The organism is Mucilaginibacter sp. (genome assembly GCF_036383575.1).
In the GTDB taxonomy this organism is placed as follows: domain Bacteria; phylum Bacteroidota; class Bacteroidia; order Sphingobacteriales; family Sphingobacteriaceae; genus Mucilaginibacter.
Window position 1 is genome coordinate 1 of sequence record NZ_DASVOB010000457.1, and the last position, 15,665, is coordinate 15,665.

14 protein-coding genes are annotated in these 15,665 nt (G+C 44.5%); all 14 read left to right on the forward strand.

Features of this window, described 5'->3' with window-relative positions; genetic code table 11:
- Nucleotides 1-2,503: vitamin B12-dependent ribonucleotide reductase (locus VF500_RS16230; RefSeq protein ID WP_330860677.1), on the forward strand; the 2,503-nt coding region annotated here is incomplete at its 5' end.
- A gap of 178 nt (nucleotides 2,504-2,681) precedes the next feature.
- On the forward strand, nucleotides 2,682-3,470 hold the full coding sequence (locus VF500_RS16235; protein ID WP_330860678.1) for a DUF1835 domain-containing protein: 789 nt from the start codon (nucleotides 2,682-2,684) through the stop codon (nucleotides 3,468-3,470).
- A 65-nt stretch (nucleotides 3,471-3,535) separates the two neighbouring features.
- Nucleotides 3,536-4,624, forward strand: a complete 1,089-nt coding sequence (locus VF500_RS16240) for a ligase-associated DNA damage response exonuclease (protein WP_330860679.1) — start codon at nucleotides 3,536-3,538, stop codon at nucleotides 4,622-4,624.
- Complete coding sequence (locus VF500_RS16245; protein ID WP_330860680.1) at nucleotides 4,621-6,237, forward strand: ATP-dependent DNA ligase; 1,617 nt, start codon at nucleotides 4,621-4,623, stop codon at nucleotides 6,235-6,237. Before VF500_RS16240 ends, VF500_RS16245 begins: the two co-directional genes overlap by 4 nt.
- A gap of 57 nt (nucleotides 6,238-6,294) precedes the next feature.
- Nucleotides 6,295-6,756 (forward strand): MaoC family dehydratase, encoded by a 462-nt coding sequence (locus tag VF500_RS16250; protein ID WP_330860681.1) that lies wholly within the window; start codon nucleotides 6,295-6,297, stop codon nucleotides 6,754-6,756.
- Nucleotides 6,757-6,890: 134 nt separating this feature from the next.
- Entirely contained in the window at nucleotides 6,891-7,790 is a 900-nt protein-coding gene (locus VF500_RS16255; protein WP_330860682.1) for a LysR substrate-binding domain-containing protein, read from the forward strand.
- Nucleotides 7,791-7,867: 77 nt separating this feature from the next.
- Nucleotides 7,868-8,878 carry an NAD(P)/FAD-dependent oxidoreductase gene (locus VF500_RS16260; RefSeq protein ID WP_330860683.1) on the forward strand — a complete coding sequence of 337 codons (1,011 nt, stop codon included), beginning with the start codon at nucleotides 7,868-7,870 and terminating at the stop codon, nucleotides 8,876-8,878.
- Nucleotides 8,879-8,880: 2 nt separating this feature from the next.
- A complete protein-coding gene (locus tag VF500_RS16265) occupies nucleotides 8,881-9,198 on the forward strand; it encodes a 2Fe-2S iron-sulfur cluster-binding protein (RefSeq protein ID WP_110586098.1) in 318 nt (105 codons plus the stop codon).
- Between the two features lie 503 nt (nucleotides 9,199-9,701).
- On the forward strand, nucleotides 9,702-10,430 hold the full coding sequence (locus tag VF500_RS16270; protein ID WP_330860684.1) for a hypothetical protein: 729 nt from the start codon (nucleotides 9,702-9,704) through the stop codon (nucleotides 10,428-10,430).
- A gap of 11 nt (nucleotides 10,431-10,441) precedes the next feature.
- On the forward strand, nucleotides 10,442-11,842 hold the full coding sequence (locus VF500_RS16275; protein ID WP_330860685.1) for an RtcB family protein: 1,401 nt from the start codon (nucleotides 10,442-10,444) through the stop codon (nucleotides 11,840-11,842).
- The gene (prfH, locus tag VF500_RS16280) at nucleotides 11,842-12,453 is read left to right on the forward strand and encodes a peptide chain release factor H (RefSeq protein WP_330860686.1); all 612 of its coding nucleotides are present in this window, start codon (nucleotides 11,842-11,844) and stop codon (nucleotides 12,451-12,453) included. Before VF500_RS16275 ends, prfH begins: the two co-directional genes overlap by 1 nt.
- 92 nt (nucleotides 12,454-12,545) lie before the next feature.
- A complete protein-coding gene (locus VF500_RS16285; protein ID WP_330860687.1) occupies nucleotides 12,546-13,820 on the forward strand; it encodes a hypothetical protein in 1,275 nt (424 codons plus the stop codon).
- A gap of 363 nt (nucleotides 13,821-14,183) precedes the next feature.
- Entirely contained in the window at nucleotides 14,184-14,942 is a 759-nt protein-coding gene (locus VF500_RS16290) for an ArnT family glycosyltransferase (protein ID WP_330860688.1), read from the forward strand.
- 87 nt (nucleotides 14,943-15,029) lie between these two features.
- Nucleotides 15,030-15,653, forward strand: a complete 624-nt coding sequence (locus VF500_RS16295; protein WP_330860689.1) for a hypothetical protein — start codon at nucleotides 15,030-15,032, stop codon at nucleotides 15,651-15,653.
- Nucleotides 15,654-15,665: the final 12 nt, after the last annotated feature.

A 15,665-nucleotide genomic window follows, 5' to 3' on the forward strand; every position in this document is an offset into this window, starting at 1 on the left:
TGTTGACTTCATCAATTGGAAAGTAGAAGAAGAAAAGAAAGTAGGAGCGCTGATCGCCGCAGGTTATTCCTCAGGATATGAAGATGAAGCCTACAGAACAGTAAGCGGACAAAACTCTAATAACTCTATCCGTATTCCCAACTCTTTCTTCAAAGTACTGGATGAAGATGGTGAATGGGAATTGAAAGGCAGAATGGATGGCAGGGTGATGAAAAAAATGCCTGCAAGAGAATTGTGGAATGCGATCGCTTATGCAGCATGGCGCTGTGCAGATCCGGGAACGCAATACAATACAACCATCAATGAATGGCATACCTGCCCGGCTGGTGGAGAGATCAGGGCATCTAATCCCTGCTCGGAATATATGTTTCTTGATAACACAGCCTGCAATCTTGCATCAGCCAACCTGATGAAGTTTTATGATGCTGATACCAACCAGTTTGATGTAGAAGGTTATGAGTACAATTGCCGTTTGTGGACTGTAGTGCTTGAGATATCTGTATTGATGGCGCAATTTCCTTCCAAAGAAGTTGCACAGCTAAGCTATGAATACAGGACATTAGGTCTTGGATACGCAAACCTCGGAACCATGTTGATGGTAAGCGGTATTGCCTACGACAGCGAAGAAGCAAGAGGCATTGCCGGGGCGATCACTGCGATCATGACGGGTATTTCTTATAAAACGTCAGCAGAGATGGCTGAAGTGCTGGGTGCATTTCCAAGATACCAGGATAACAAGGAACACATGATGCGGGTAATGCGCAACCACCGTTATGCAGCCTATAATTCTACCGAAAACTACGAAGGGTTAGAAATAGCCCCTCCAGGTATCGAGCAAAAACATTGCCCCGATTACCTGCTTTCGGCGGCCTGCAATGCCTGGGATAAGGCAGTTGAAATGGGTGAAAAATATGGTTACCGCAATGCCCAAACCACCGTAATCGCACCAACGGGTACAATTGGTTTGGTGATGGATTGCGACACTACCGGTATCGAACCTGATTTTGCACTGGTGAAATTCAAAAAACTATCTGGTGGTGGCTATTTCAAGATCATTAACCAGGCTGTGCCCGAAGCTTTGCGTAATTTAGGTTACCGGGAGCATGAGGTTACCGCTATTGTTAATTACGCCAAGGGAGCGGCAACTTTAAATGGGGCACCGCATATCAATATAGATACGCTTAAAGCCAAGGGCTTCACCGATGACGAGCTGGAAAAACTGGATAAAGGATTGGTATCTGCTTTTGAGATCAGCTTTGCATTTAATATCTGGTCGCTGGGCGAAGAGTGTTTGAAACGATTAGGCATCTCTGCCGATCAGTATAACGCGCCGGATTTTAATGTGTTACGCTCACTTGGTTTCAGCAAAAAGCAAATTGCCGAAGCAAACGAATACATCTGCGGCACCATGACTATTGAGGGCGCACCATACCTGAAACAGCAGCACTATCCTATTTTTGATTGCGCCAATAAATGCGGTGCAAAAGGCGAACGTTATATCCATGCCCATGGCCACATCAAAATGATGGCCGCCGCGCAGCCATTCCTTTCCGGTGCTATCTCCAAAACCATTAACCTGCCAAATGAGGCCAAGGTTGACGAGATCAAAGACTGCTACGAACTTTCCTGGAAACTGGGCTTGAAAGCCAATGCACTTTATCGCGATGGCTGCAAACTATCGCAACCGCTGTCGACCAAATCGGACGTTAAAGAGGAAGCCGACGAAAAACTGGATACCGTTGAAGAAGTGTTGGGCGAAGCAGCAAACGTAAAACTGAGCGACTTAACCCCCGAGCAGGTTATTGAGGCAGCCATAGCCATCATGGAAAAATCGAAGGATACCGCTTTTATGCGCCAGCTTTCGCGCGTGGTACAAAAGAAACACCTGCCTTATAAACGCCGTGGCTTTACACAAAAGGCCAGTATCGACGGGCAAACCGTTTTTGTGCGCACCGGCGAATACGAGGACGGCACCCTGGGCGAGATCTTTGTGGATATGCATAAAGAAGGCGCAACTTTTCGTTCGCTTATGAACTGTTTTGCTATTGCTGTTTCCATCGGGTTGCAATATGGTGTACCATTGGAGGAGTATGTAGAGAAATTTACCTTTACCCGTTTTGAGCCGGCCGGTATGGTTGTTGGCCATACCAATATTAAAAGTGCAACATCCATTATCGACTATATTTTCAGGATGCTGGGCTATGAATACCAGGACCGTACCGATCTGGTACACATCATTACCGATAAGAACGGCGTATTAGGCAATCCGCAAATGGGCGATGAGGATTTTAATGTTGATGAAACCAACGTTTACCAGCCACCTGCCAATAATCAGGTATCTTCAGATAATTCTTTAAATGCTCAAAGAAAAGGCTTATCTTTCGACGTTAGTATGGGCGTACAAAGTGATGCGCCAAGCTGCAACGTTTGCGGGCATACCACAGTACGTTCGGGTACCTGCTACAAATGTTTAAATTGCGGCAACTCTATGGGTTGCTCTTAACAAACAAGGATTTTTTCAATCAATTATAAATAGTTAATTATGTGACAGCCCCGTCCCTCAGGCGGGGCTTGTTTATTACAAGGCCCATAATTACTAACAACTGTCATAACAAATTAAGCAAATCAAAAAACTCCCCCCTTTAAGGGGCCGGGGGCATTATTTTTATAACTTAGCTTTCATGAACTCTATCCTACACATATTAAATGGTGATGCCGCGTTAGATGGTTTTGATCAAACCGGGCTCGACGGCGATGTTATGGTTTGGCGTGAGGTGTTTTCTGAAGGTCCGCTACAAGAGGATATCCTGTCAGGAAGTTTTTGGAGCGCCCGCCGCGACTGGATCAACAAAACCTTTAATGCGCCGGAGGGTGATTACCAGCATAAAGTATTGGATGAACTGGGCAAGCTAAACAGCCAGTATAAAGAGATCAACCTGTGGTTTGAATTTGATCTGCATTGCCAGGTGAATCTGTTAGGTGTATTGGAAATGCTCTCGCTCAAAACCGATATGTCGGCCCCTGCCATTTACCTCATTTGCCTGGCCGATTGTATTCAGTTTAATAATAAAAAAGGCCTTGGCGAACTAACCGGCGAACAATTTGAAGAACTATATGATGCCCGCGAACGCCTGAACGAGTGGGAACTGGGGCTCGCTTTCGATGCCTGGAGGTTATACGTAAATAATGACCTTATAGGGTTGGAAAAATGGCTTAATGAAAACACCTTTTGGGGCGGTGTCCCGCTACTCAAACCAGCATTAAAAGCCCACCTGAAACGTATGCAAACCAATGCAGATGGATTAAGTTATATTGAACAAAAACTGCTGGACATTTATAATAGTGGTGCTAAAACCAAATCGGCCATTTATATCATCTTCTGGAAAACTGAAAGTATCTTTGGCATGGGCGATTCGGAGATTGATATCTACCTCAATAAATTGAAAGAAAAAGGGCTGATAGAAATTTAAGTAGCTTTCTATTTTCCTCTCCAGGGATTAAGCAAACCAATTTGCTTATCAGTAGTTTATACATCATGGCTAAAAAACCGCTGCTTGAGTTTACTGATAGGGGGATCTACTGTGCGAAGGGCAAATTTTATATCGATCCCTGGAAACCGGTTGATGATGCTGTAATTACCCATGCCCATGCCGATCATGCCTACTGGGGGCATAAACATTACCTTGCCCATCATCTTTCCCGTGAAGTTTTACTGTACCGGCTTGGCGAGATCAACCTGCAAACTGTCGAATACGGCGAAACTGTGATGAAAAACGGCGTAACTGTATCATTGTATCCTGCCGGGCATGTGATCGGCTCCGCACAGATCCGTATTGAGCACAAGGGCGAAGTATGGGTAGTATCAGGTGACTATAAGGTAGAGGACGATGGGATCTCCACGCCTTTTGAGCCAGTAAAATGCCATCACTTTATTTCTGAATGCACCTTTGGTATGCCGGTTTACCAATGGAAGCCACAGGTTCAAACTTTTAACGAGATCAATAACTGGTGGCGCGGAAACATGCACAATGGGGTAGCTACTGTGCTGGTAGGCTATTCGTTAGGGAAAGCCCAGCGCATTCTGCAAAACCTTGATCTGTTTAACGGCAAGGTTTATACCCACGGCGTTATTGAAAACACCAACGAAGCCTTGCGCCGCAACGGCGTATTGCTAAACCCAACGGAAAGGATCACGCAGGAAAGTTCAAAAGAAGAAGTGCGCAAAGGCATCATCATAGCGCCGCCATCTTCAGTAGGTACGCCCTGGATGCGCAAGTTCCAGCCTTATAGTTTTGGCTACTGCTCGGGATGGATGGCTATCCGCGGGGCCAAACGCCGCCGCGCTGCCGACAGGGGGTTCGTCCTCTCCGACCATGCCGATTGGGATGGCCTCATCAGCGCCATTGACGCCACCGGCTGCGAAAGCGTTTACCTTACTCACGGTTACACGGCCACTTTTTCGAGATATTTAAATGAGATAGGTTTTGATGCGCATGAAGTGCATACGCTTTACGGAGGGGAGGAGGACGCCCCCACCCAACCTCCCCCGGAAGGGGAGGAGTTAAACAGTTTGAAAAAAGTATCCCCTTCCGGGGGAGATTTAGAGGGGGCTGGTATTTTATGAAAGCTTTCGCCCAACTCTTCCTATCGCTTGATGAAACCAACAAAACCAACGAGAAAGTTAAAGTACTAAAAGACTACTTTAATACCGTACCCGATACCGACAAAATGCATATGCTTGCCCTGTTCACCGGCCGGCGACCGAAACGGCAGATCAATTCAACTTTGGTACGTAACTGGGCCATCGAGGCCTCGCACATCCCCGCCTGGCTGTTTGAAGAAAGCTACCATGTAGTGGGTGACCTTGCCGAAACCATGGCCCTCCTTATGCCGCAAAGCAACGAAAGCAGCAGCAAAACCCTTACCGAGTGGATTGCCGAGATCAATGCCCTTAGCGATAAAACAGAAGAACAGAAAAAAGAATGGCTGCTGGAATCATGGGGCATGCTGGATAGCCAGGAACGTTTTGTTTTTAACAAGCTGCTTACCGGAGGCTTTAGGGTTGGCGTGTCGCAAAATTTAGTGATCAAGGCGCTGGCCGAGATCTCCGGGTTGGAGCCTGCTGCACTTACCCATCGCATTATGGGAAGCTGGCTGCCCGAAACCTACCAGTTTTCGCAATTAATGGAAGAACAGGATGCTGCTGCGAATATCTCCCGGCCCTACCCTTTCTTCTTGGCCTATCCCATCCAGGAAACATCGGAAAAACAAAAAACACCCGCCGAAATAGGTATTGCCCTTGGCGATGCCGCCGACTGGCAGGCCGAGTGGAAATGGGACGGCATTCGTGCACAAATGATAAAGCGGGGCGGCGAAATATTTATCTGGAGCCGGGGCGAGGACCTTGCTACCGAAAAGTTTCCCGAACTGCACCCTTTTCTGAATGCCCTCCCCGATGGTACGGTGATTGACGGGGAGGTCCTCAGTTTTCAAAATGGTTTGCCCATGCCATTTAATGTGCTGCAAACCCGCATCGGCAGGAAAAATCTAAGTAAAAAGATTTTAGAGGAAAGCCCGGTTGCTGTTATTGCTTACGACTGCCTGGAATATAACAGCGAAGATATCCGCTATAAAACCCAAACCGAAAGGCGGAAGATCCTGGAACAATTGCAAGCTCAAACCCAATACCCCGAAGTATTCCGCATCTCAGCGCTTATAGGGTTCGAAAACTGGGAACAGCTTGGCAGCATCAGGGAGCAATCGCGGGCTATGATAGCCGAGGGGATCATGCTAAAAAGTAAAAACGCTGCTTACCAGGTAGGCCGTCGCCGGGGCGACTGGTGGAAATGGAAGATCGATCCGCTGTCGGTTGATGCAGTGATGATCTATGCCCAAAAAGGCCACGGCCGCAGGGCCGATCTGTACACCGATTATACCTTTGCCGTTTGGGATGGCGACAAGCTGGTACCCTTTGCCAAAGCTTATTCGGGCCTTACCGACGCGGAGATCAACAAGGTTGATTACTTTATAAAACGCAACACTATCGAAAAATTTGGCCCGGTACGTACAGTAAAACCCGAGTTGGTATTTGAGATAGGTTTTGAGGGCATCAATAAATCAACCCGGCATAAATCGGGCATTGCTTTGCGTTTTCCGAGGATCCTGCGGTGGCGGCATGATAAACCCAAAGAAGAAGCCGATACACTGGAAAGTCTGAAAGCTTTACTGGGCGAATAAAGCGTTAGATTTTATACCTTTGCCGCTTCAAAAGACCCTAACTATTAATAACCCAATATGATTGTAATCAGTAATTTCCAGGAGTTTGAACAGCAGGTAGGCAATGACCTTGGCGTTTCATCATGGCATACCATTACCCAGGAGCAGATCAACAAATTTGCCGATGCAACCCTTGATCACCAATGGATCCACACCGACCCTGAAAGGGCCAAAACCGAAAGCCCTTTTAAATCAACTATTGCACATGGTTACCTTACGCTGTCACTGATCCCTCACCTGTGGAAAGAGATCGTAAAGATCGAGAACCTAAAAATGGAAATTAACTATGGTATCGAAAATCTGCGTTTTGCTCAGCCGGTACTGGTTGATAATGAAGTGAGGTTAAAAGTTAAACTGGCAGGTTTAGTTAATCTTCGCGGTGTTATCAAAGCTACCATGGCCATCGAACTCGAAATAAAAGATCAGCGCAAACCCGCCTTCGCAGGTGACGTTGTGTTTTTATACCATTTTATTGGATAAGGCAAATCTGAAGACTTACGAAGTTTTAAAAACTTCGTAAGTCTGGATTATACAACTTGCCATAGATAGTACAAAGCAATCACTTGCCGCGTAAGCTTGTGGAATAATTAGCCTTTTATTCCTAAATTGCCTCAATGATATTTGATTTCAGGCTGAAGGTTTTCTATACGGTTGCACAGCGTTTGAGCTTTACCAAGGCTGCATCCGAACTGTTTATTACCCAGCCTGCTGTTACCAAACACATCAAAGAACTGGAACACCAGTTAAGCCAGCAGTTGTTTAAACGTAACGGTAATAACATCGCCCTTACCACTGCCGGCAAAATTCTTGAGAAATATGCCGAAAAGATCTTCCAAACCTATACTGATCTTGAAACAGAACTGGCACAGCTCAACAATTTAGAGGCAGGTACACTGCACATAGGGGCCAGCACTACAGTTGCCCAAACAATTTTGCCCAAGCTGCTGGCTATGTTCAAAAAAACATATCCCAAAGTCACCTTCAACTTCATCCAGGCTAATACCGACCAGATCTCGCAACTGGTGCTTGCCGAAAAAATAGATATCGCCATTGTGGAAGGGGCCGCCCATTCGCCGCAATTATCCTATACCGATTTTATTAAGGATGAGATTGTATTAGTGACCAGTGCTAACAATAAGTTATCCAAAAAGGCGGAGATCACTCCCAAGCAATTACCGTCTATTCCCCTTGTTTTAAGAGAAGCCGGATCAGGTACGTTAGATGTTATTTTCAATGCGCTTGCCGGTGTGCAGATCAACCCTAAAGACCTTAATATTGAGATCCAGCTGGAGAGCAGTATCGCCATAAAACAATACCTTTTATACTCAGAAACAGCTACATTCCTATCTATCCAATCGGTAGTGAGTGAATTAAAATACAACGAGCTTACCGTTATTGATGTGAAAGGATTGGAGATCTTCCGCACGTTCCAATTCATACAGCTGCATGGCAAACACAGCAAACTGATCGAACTTTTTAAACGCTTTTGCCTCGCCAGCCATAACTTAAAGTAATCGTATATTACTTTATATCATTTGATTGCCAGTTGCTTTAGCCTCAAATTTGAGTGCTGAATCAAAGGCGATCATACATGGAACAAATTACTACCGATATCTGCGTTATAGGCGCCGGGCCTGTTGGTTTATTTGCTGTTTTTGAAGCTGGTCTGCTCAAAATGCGCTGCCATCTTATTGATGTGCTACCGCAGGTTGGTGGTCAACTTTCTGAAATTTATCCGCACAAACCAATCTATGATATTCCTGGTTATCCAGATGTTACCGCACAGCAACTGGTAGATAACCTGATGGTACAGATAGCTCCATTTCATCCAACCTTTAGTTTGGGTGAGCGGGTGGAAGACCTACAGCGTAATGAAGATGGTTCTTACAATATCATCACTAACGATGGCACAACAGTTCATTGCCAGGTAGTAGTAATTGCCGGTGGGCTCGGCTGCTTTGAGCCCCGTAAACCGGAAATTGACCGCCTTACTGATTTTGAAGGCAAGGGCGTAGCCTATATGGTGAAGAACCCGGAACATTTCCGTGGTAAAAAAGTGGTGCTGGCCGGTGGAGGCGACTCGGCATTGGACTGGGCCGTTTTTCTGAGCAACGTAGCCGAGCGTGTTACCCTTGTACACAGGGGCGATACTTTCCGCGGTGCACCTGACAGTGCCGAAAAAGTATTTGAATTGGCAAGGGAAGGCAAGATCGACCTCTTCCTTAAATCAAATGTGGTTGCCTTAACCGGAGAGGACCGTTTGCAAGAAATTACCCTGCTTGATCGTGACCAGCAGGTTAGTCATATTGAAGCCGATCACTTGATCCCCCTATTCGGGCTTAGCCCGAAGCTCGGCCCGATTGCCGATTGGGGATTGAATATAGACAGATCTGCCATCGCGGTAAATACTGCTGATTACAGCACCAATATCGAGCGCATTTATGCCATTGGCGATATCAACACTTATCCTGGCAAACTTAAACTGATATTATGTGGTTTCCACGAAGGAGCACTGATGGCTCAAAGTGCATTTAAATATGTTTACCCCGAGCAAAAACTGAGTTTTAAATACACCACCGTTTACGGTGTAAGCGCCTTTTAGCCATGATAAATTTAACCATAATTGACCGCGACGGCGGCAGCAGACCCGTTGAAATTCCCGAAGGAATTAACCTGAGCCTGATGGAGGTACTAAAGGCTTCCGAATATGATATATTGGCCACCTGTGGTGGGATGGCGCTTTGCGCTACCTGCCATGTGCAGGTTATTGAAGGCCCAGAAGAATACTTTACCGCTACAGATACTGAACTTGACGTATTAGATACATTACCTTATGCCCCTCCAGCCAGTCGGTTGGCCTGTCAGATCAGGATCACTGAAGATATGGATGGAATGGTGTTTAAACTTGTTGGGGAAGAGTAAAGCCGGAAGTCTTTAATTCAACCTCTTAAGTTGAGTTAAAAAATCTTTATGTTTTGTGTTGCAAACCCTGTTGCCGGTTTCTGTTTTCTTTCCGGCAGCAGGGTTTATTACCACTATAGGGATGCGATAACCATACGGCGTCATTGCGGTAAGGCACAAGGCCATGACGCTTTTATTTATCTGCCCATTCTTTAATTAAAAAATATTTGCATCTTTGCAGCAATTCCTTAATTGTTAACCCTTTAATTTTTTAAGGACTATGCTACAGAGTATCTCATCCATATCCCATTAGTGCATCACCTTTAACAGGTGGACAGCAATTCTTTTGTTTTTATTTAAACGTTTTTACCGGTGTGTTTAATCGGTGACAGGTTTTGTTTGTCCGCGGTTTTTTTATGTGTTGAAGGTTTGGCTTGCGCTTTTCAAAATGGGTACGTCCCTAACCCGGGGATGAATTTTTGAAAATCATAACAGATTTTAATGAACTAAACACGTAAAGTCCGATGGACATACATGATTTGCCGTACCGTTTAAAATCGGCACGGAGAAAAAAACGATTGGTTAAAGAAGCCTTTGATAAAAAGCTGATCCAGCTTAACAAACTTCAGGAAAAATTAAGCTTACAGAAAAGTGAGTTGCCATGGATCCTACTCGAAAAACCATATCAAAAAGGCTGGAAACGGATATTTGCTTTAACTGCAAAAGAAAAACGCAGGCCCCAAGCTGCGTTTTACGAAACACTGCTTGAAAAGATAAACCTGCCTGTGTATCACTATGATGAAACATTTCAGGTAAAGAAAAAACGTAGGGGAGTTTACGATTACTTAAATAAGCCTCAGTTGTTGCGCGAGTTTTATCCTTATCAATGGAGAATGAATAAGATGGAACTTTCCAACGAGGAAAGAGCACTGTTTGACCGTAAAGAAAGATGGAATGAATTGCAGGCATATTGTACAGTAAAGTTTGTGTTTACCGAACCATGGAGATATGAATTAGTCATAAGGCCTCATTTTATCTATTTAATAAGGCTTGGTGATGAATTATTAGAACAACAGATTGGAGAGATGGACAACCGTATTACGCGGGATAACCTTTGGCCACATATCAACAAAATAAAACGCGGAAATACCTACAAATATTGGAAGGTCACTTATCGCGAGCAGCTTAAATACATTAACGCATTTAAAAACAAACCGAAGTACACCTCAAAAGAGGCATACTTCGACTATTAAAAGAAACCCTTATGGGCAATTTAAAAACAAAAGAATTAACACAGATAGGTTACGCCGATAATAAGCAGCGCAGCCTGGCTGTGAATATGATAGCAAAACATTTCAAGCATTACAGTAAAGCAGAAGTGATCAGCTTATTAACCGGCATCCGGCAACAACCGGATGCTTACCTAAGCAACGAACTGACCGGCAAAATAGCCGAAACATTCATCAGCAAGACAAATGAACCGGTAGCGACATCTTATGAATTAAAGGCCCAACACGCATCCTTAACCATTTTTGGAGAAGAACACATTGAGGCATCTGCCATAAAACAAATGAAACTTGCGCTTACGCTCCCAGTTAGTTTACAGGGGGCATTGATGCCTGACGCGCACAGTGGCTATGGCCTACCTATTGGCGGGGTAATTGCTGTTAAAAACGCGGTGATCCCCTACGGAGTAGGCATGGATATCGGGTGTAGAATGGCTTTATCCATCATAGATGCTGATGAGCGCTTTTTTAAACGTTATGCCCATCGAATAAAACAGGCCATAAATGATCATACCCACTTTGGGATCGATGGCGGGTTAAGCACAACCCAATATCATGAAGTATTGGACAGCCCTGTGTTTAATGAAACCCCGCTGCTTCAAAAATTGCATGGCAAGGCCGTTAAGCAATTAGGCTCATCGGGCAGCGGCAATCATTTTGTAGAATTCGGGCTGATTGAACTTTATGAAGATAACAAACTCCATCTGCCATCAGGGGAGTACATGGCTTTATTGTCGCATTCGGGCAGCAGGGGATTGGGGGCAAATATCGCCCGGCATTATACACAAATAGCTATGGATACCTGCAAGCTTCCGCGCGAAGCACAACCACTGGCCTGGCTTGATCTTGATACCGAACCCGGCCAAGAATATTGGCTTAGCATGAACCTGGCCGGTGAGTATGCCAAAGCCTGTCATGACCGGATCCACATCAACCTGTTAAAAGCTTTAGGATTAAAATCCTTAGCCAAAGTTGAAAACCACCACAATTTTGCATGGAAAGACAGGTTGGCCGATGGTGCCGAAGCGATCATTCACCGCAAAGGTGCTACGCCTGCCCATACGGGCGAACTCGGAATTATACCCGGCAGTATGGCTACACCTGCTTATTTAGTATTAGGTAAAGGAAATGACGATGCCTTAAACTCTGCATCGCATGGTGCAGGCAGGGCCATGAGCCGCAAGGAAGCGAGAGAGAGCATTACTGGTTCAGCAATGAAAAAACTGCTGACTGATACCGGGGTAACCCTCATTGGCGGCAGCCTGGAAGAAAACCCGTCGGCCTATAAAGATATCGAGACGGTAATAACTGCCCATCAGCAATTAATTGAAGTACAGGGTAAGTTTTACCCGCGCATAGTAAGAATGGATAAAGAATAATGAAAAAGATCATACAAATAACCGCCGGTAAAGGCCCGGCTGAGTCCGGCCTTGTTGTTGTCAAGGTTCGGGACATGATCCTGAAACAGGCAAAGGCACAAAACATAACCATATCTGTAACCGAAAATAACCCGGGACCTCAAAGCGGCACACTCCTGTCATCTACTTTGATAGCCGAAGGCATCCAACTGGAAAACCTGTTAAAAGAATGGCAGGGTACGATACAATGGACGGCGCAAAGCCCCTATCGCCCCGCTCATAAACGTAAAAACTGGTTTGTGGGTGTTGAGGTATTTGATATCCCCGAGCAAACACATTTTGCTCCTGCTGATGTAACGTTTGAAACCATCCGCTCATCAGGCCCCGGCGGGCAAAACGTAAACAAGGTTGAAACAGCGGTACGCGGTATTCACAAACCTACCGGTATACAGGTTACTGTAATGGATAGCCGATCGCAGTTACAAAATAAAAAACTGTGCCTAACCCGGCTCGAAGCCAGGATAGCCGCTTTACAAGCCGGTAAGGTTATGGATCAGCAGCAAAGTCAGTGGCTGGAGCATCATTCGCTTGAGCGGGGCAATGCCGTTAAGGTTATCAAATTGGCGCTATAAATCATAAATACACTATTTGTAATGCAATACCCCCAAATCATAAAAATAGATGTATTTTAACGTCGCAAAAAACTTATACCATCACAATATTCATGAAACTACTTTACTCATTCATATTTGCAATTTTCCTGCTTCCATTCTTCGCTTCAGCGCAAACTAATTACAAACAGGGTTACGTTGTCACTAACAATGGCGAAACCATAAACGGTTTTATCAATTACAAGGAATGGTATTCAACGCCCAATAGCATCAGCTTTAAAAAGACACTTGATGATAAGGTGCAGACTTATCACCCCATGGATATCAGCTATTTCGAGATATCCGGTATTGAGATATATCAATCGGCAAGGGTAGCTATCAGCATGGGTAAAACCGATATCCAAACTGTTAGAAATGAAATAGACACAGCCTCAAAAACCGACCAGATTTTTTTAAAAATCATACAAAAAGGAACCAACGTATCTTTGTTATCATACACGGATGCTATTAAAACCCGATTTTACGTTGCCGATAACAAAACGGGCGGGGCACCGCAGGAGTTGAAGTATCAACCTTATCTTGACAAGGATTCGCCTTCATTAAAAAAGAAAAACATTTATTATGCGCAACTTATCGATCTGGCCAATAAATACCGCCCTGATGATGCGCATACGGTAATAGATCACATTGTAGTACTTAACTATAGCGAAGGTGAGATTCTTCGGATAATAAACCTGATCAATAACGATAACAGCGCACCTGTTAAAAAAGATAACGTACGCGCATATAATTTGTATGCAGGGATCGGTTTAAATGCCAGTCAGGTAACTCGTCAGGGTAACCCTCCGCCCGGAACAACAGATGTCAAAAAAAACTCTTATTTGCCCGAGCTGGTTTTTGGCATCCATGTGCCTTTTAATCCCAATACCGGCCGCTTAATTTTCAGGACCGAGCTTGTACTCGAGATGACCAAAATACACATCAACAATTACGATGTTGAGTACAGCTCAACTACAGTTAACACTTATTCTTTTACACAAACAAGCGCCTCATTGAGGCCCCAGCTTGTGTACAATTTTTTTAACGGGAATAATTTTAAATTTTACCTGGGCGGAGGCGCAGCTATTAACTTTTCACTATATAGCGCTGCTAATGTTAAAAGGCAGGTGTCAAGTGCTACCGTAGCAGGGTTTAACTCTGTTGAACAAGAAAAGGTACCATCAAGTGGGGGCGTGTGGTTCACGCCGATAGCAAAAGCAGGATTTATCATTGGTAAAAAACTTGATCTCAGTTTTGGGTACAGCCCCGCAACAGGTATCCAATCGGCGGCCAACATTCTTGGAGTAGCAATTACTTCCGTTGAGGCGGGGGTAAATTATCACTTTTAAAAATGCTTGGCTGCTTTTCAAAACTTACGAAGCTATCCAAAACTTCGTAAGTTTAGTTGAAAAGCAACTGTATGACGGTTATTAACGTAATTAAGGGGTATATCCATAATTTGGTTAAAATTAAAACTGATACTGTTAAGCGTATAGATGCTCGGAAGATTTTATAATTCCCTCCCTTGGGAGGGGGGCGTTGGGATGTGTATTGGCAGGGAGGGGTTTATGAGTCGTAAAAGCAGATAAATTTGCCGTCGAAACCCCTCCCTACACCCTCCCAAGGGAGGGAATCGCACAATCCAGCGCTTTTTTTATTTCTTCCGAACACCGATGCTATTAACCGGTTCAATGCGCTGAAATTTAAATCCAATGCATATCACTTTAAAAAGTACAGGAACCAGGTATCAGATCAATCCGCTGACCATTATCGTTTTCCTTACTGCGTTACAGTTGATCATCACCCTGTTCAGTAATGGATTTGTTTTATCGTTCGATGAATCTATCTGGCACTATATCGGCCGTAATTGGTTCAGGCATGGGCTGGTTCCCTACACCGGCGGCACCGACAATAAATCACCTTTCATTTTTGCCATTTTTGGCTTGTCAGATACTCTTTTTGGCGTAAATTATTGGTTCCCCAGAGTGCTGGCAACACTGTGCCAATCTATCGGGATCTATTATCTTTATAAAATAGCCCAAAAGCTCGCAGGCGAAACAGCGGGTTTGTTAGTGGTGTTGTTTTATGGCCTATCGTTATTGTGGCACGCTACAGGAAGCCAATATGTGGCATTTACCGAAACTTATGAAGTATTGTTCATAATAGCTGCGGTGTACCGGTACATCAATACCTCAAACAAACAAGCTCTTTTAATCAGTGGCCTGTTAGCTGGCCTTGCTGTTGATTTCAGGCTTTCGGCTGCCTTTGTTATCCTCGCAATTTTGATCCATGCGTTGTTCCGGAAACGTTTTATCGATCTCCTTGTATTTTGCCTTGGCGTGGTATCCGGCCTGTTAGTTTTAATAATAGCCTGCGCTTTGGCGGGCATTGATCTTCACCAGTTATTGATAAACGGCTTGTTAGATAACTTTGGCAAAGGCAGCGCAACTGACCATACCGTCGCTTTTTAATTTGATAACTTTTGCCACCGGTTTATTTATTCGCCGCTTGTGTTGTTTTACCCATTGCTGTTGCTTTATATTTTTATAAAAAGAAAAATGGACTTCCCGGTTTTGTGGTGCGTGCTGGCATTTGTTGCTATTAATATGATAGGGATTTATGATGTGGTACATTTAAAAGATCTGTTGCCGCCCCTGTCAATGATCAATGCAATAGCCGCCGCATATCTCCTTGATAAATACAAGCTGCCCAATGGTTTAGTAGCTTTAGGAATTGGTGTTATTTTTTTTCCGTCGATGACAGCGCCGATAGCTAACCTGAAAATCCTGTTAGGTAGCGCCGAACCCCCAATAATTTATGGCAAAGCCCCCTATGTAAATCCGCCGGAGGGCGACCGTAAAGCACTGGGAAGATGGATCAAGGAACATACGAGTATCACAGATATGGTACTGGTGCACAGCTTTGGCACCCAGGTACAAGTTTATTCGGAAAGGTTATCACCTACTATTTATTTCAATATTACTCAAACGCCAATAGCCAAAGCTCGCTTTTATCATGACCTGCGACAAAATAAACCTGCCATGATCCTGATCCCAATGTTTCCTGAATATCAAAACCTGGTTGATGCCGATCTGCGCAGTTTTGTAAGCGATCTGGTTAAAAGCAATTATCACCTGGAAAGCATCATGTACAATTACCAGGTTTTCCGGATCAATAAATAAGCGTTATTTAAG

Coding starts and splice junctions, on each gene's coding strand:
- VF500_RS16235 (WP_330860678.1), top strand. CDS start 2,682: ATGAACTCTATCCTACACATATTAAATGGTGATGCCGCGTTAGATGGT.
- VF500_RS16240 (WP_330860679.1), top strand. CDS start 3,536: ATGGCTAAAAAACCGCTGCTTGAGTTTACTGATAGGGGGATCTACTGT.
- VF500_RS16245 (WP_330860680.1), top strand. CDS start 4,621: ATGAAAGCTTTCGCCCAACTCTTCCTATCGCTTGATGAAACCAACAAA.
- VF500_RS16250 (WP_330860681.1), top strand. CDS start 6,295: ATGATTGTAATCAGTAATTTCCAGGAGTTTGAACAGCAGGTAGGCAAT.
- VF500_RS16255 (WP_330860682.1), top strand. CDS start 6,891: ATGATATTTGATTTCAGGCTGAAGGTTTTCTATACGGTTGCACAGCGT.
- VF500_RS16260 (WP_330860683.1), top strand. CDS start 7,868: ATGGAACAAATTACTACCGATATCTGCGTTATAGGCGCCGGGCCTGTT.
- VF500_RS16265 (WP_110586098.1), top strand. CDS start 8,881: ATGATAAATTTAACCATAATTGACCGCGACGGCGGCAGCAGACCCGTT.
- VF500_RS16270 (WP_330860684.1), top strand. CDS start 9,702: ATGGACATACATGATTTGCCGTACCGTTTAAAATCGGCACGGAGAAAA.
- VF500_RS16275 (WP_330860685.1), top strand. CDS start 10,442: ATGGGCAATTTAAAAACAAAAGAATTAACACAGATAGGTTACGCCGAT.
- prfH (WP_330860686.1), top strand. CDS start 11,842: ATGAAAAAGATCATACAAATAACCGCCGGTAAAGGCCCGGCTGAGTCC.
- VF500_RS16285 (WP_330860687.1), top strand. CDS start 12,546: ATGAAACTACTTTACTCATTCATATTTGCAATTTTCCTGCTTCCATTC.
- VF500_RS16290 (WP_330860688.1), top strand. CDS start 14,184: ATGCATATCACTTTAAAAAGTACAGGAACCAGGTATCAGATCAATCCG.
- VF500_RS16295 (WP_330860689.1), top strand. CDS start 15,030: ATGGACTTCCCGGTTTTGTGGTGCGTGCTGGCATTTGTTGCTATTAAT.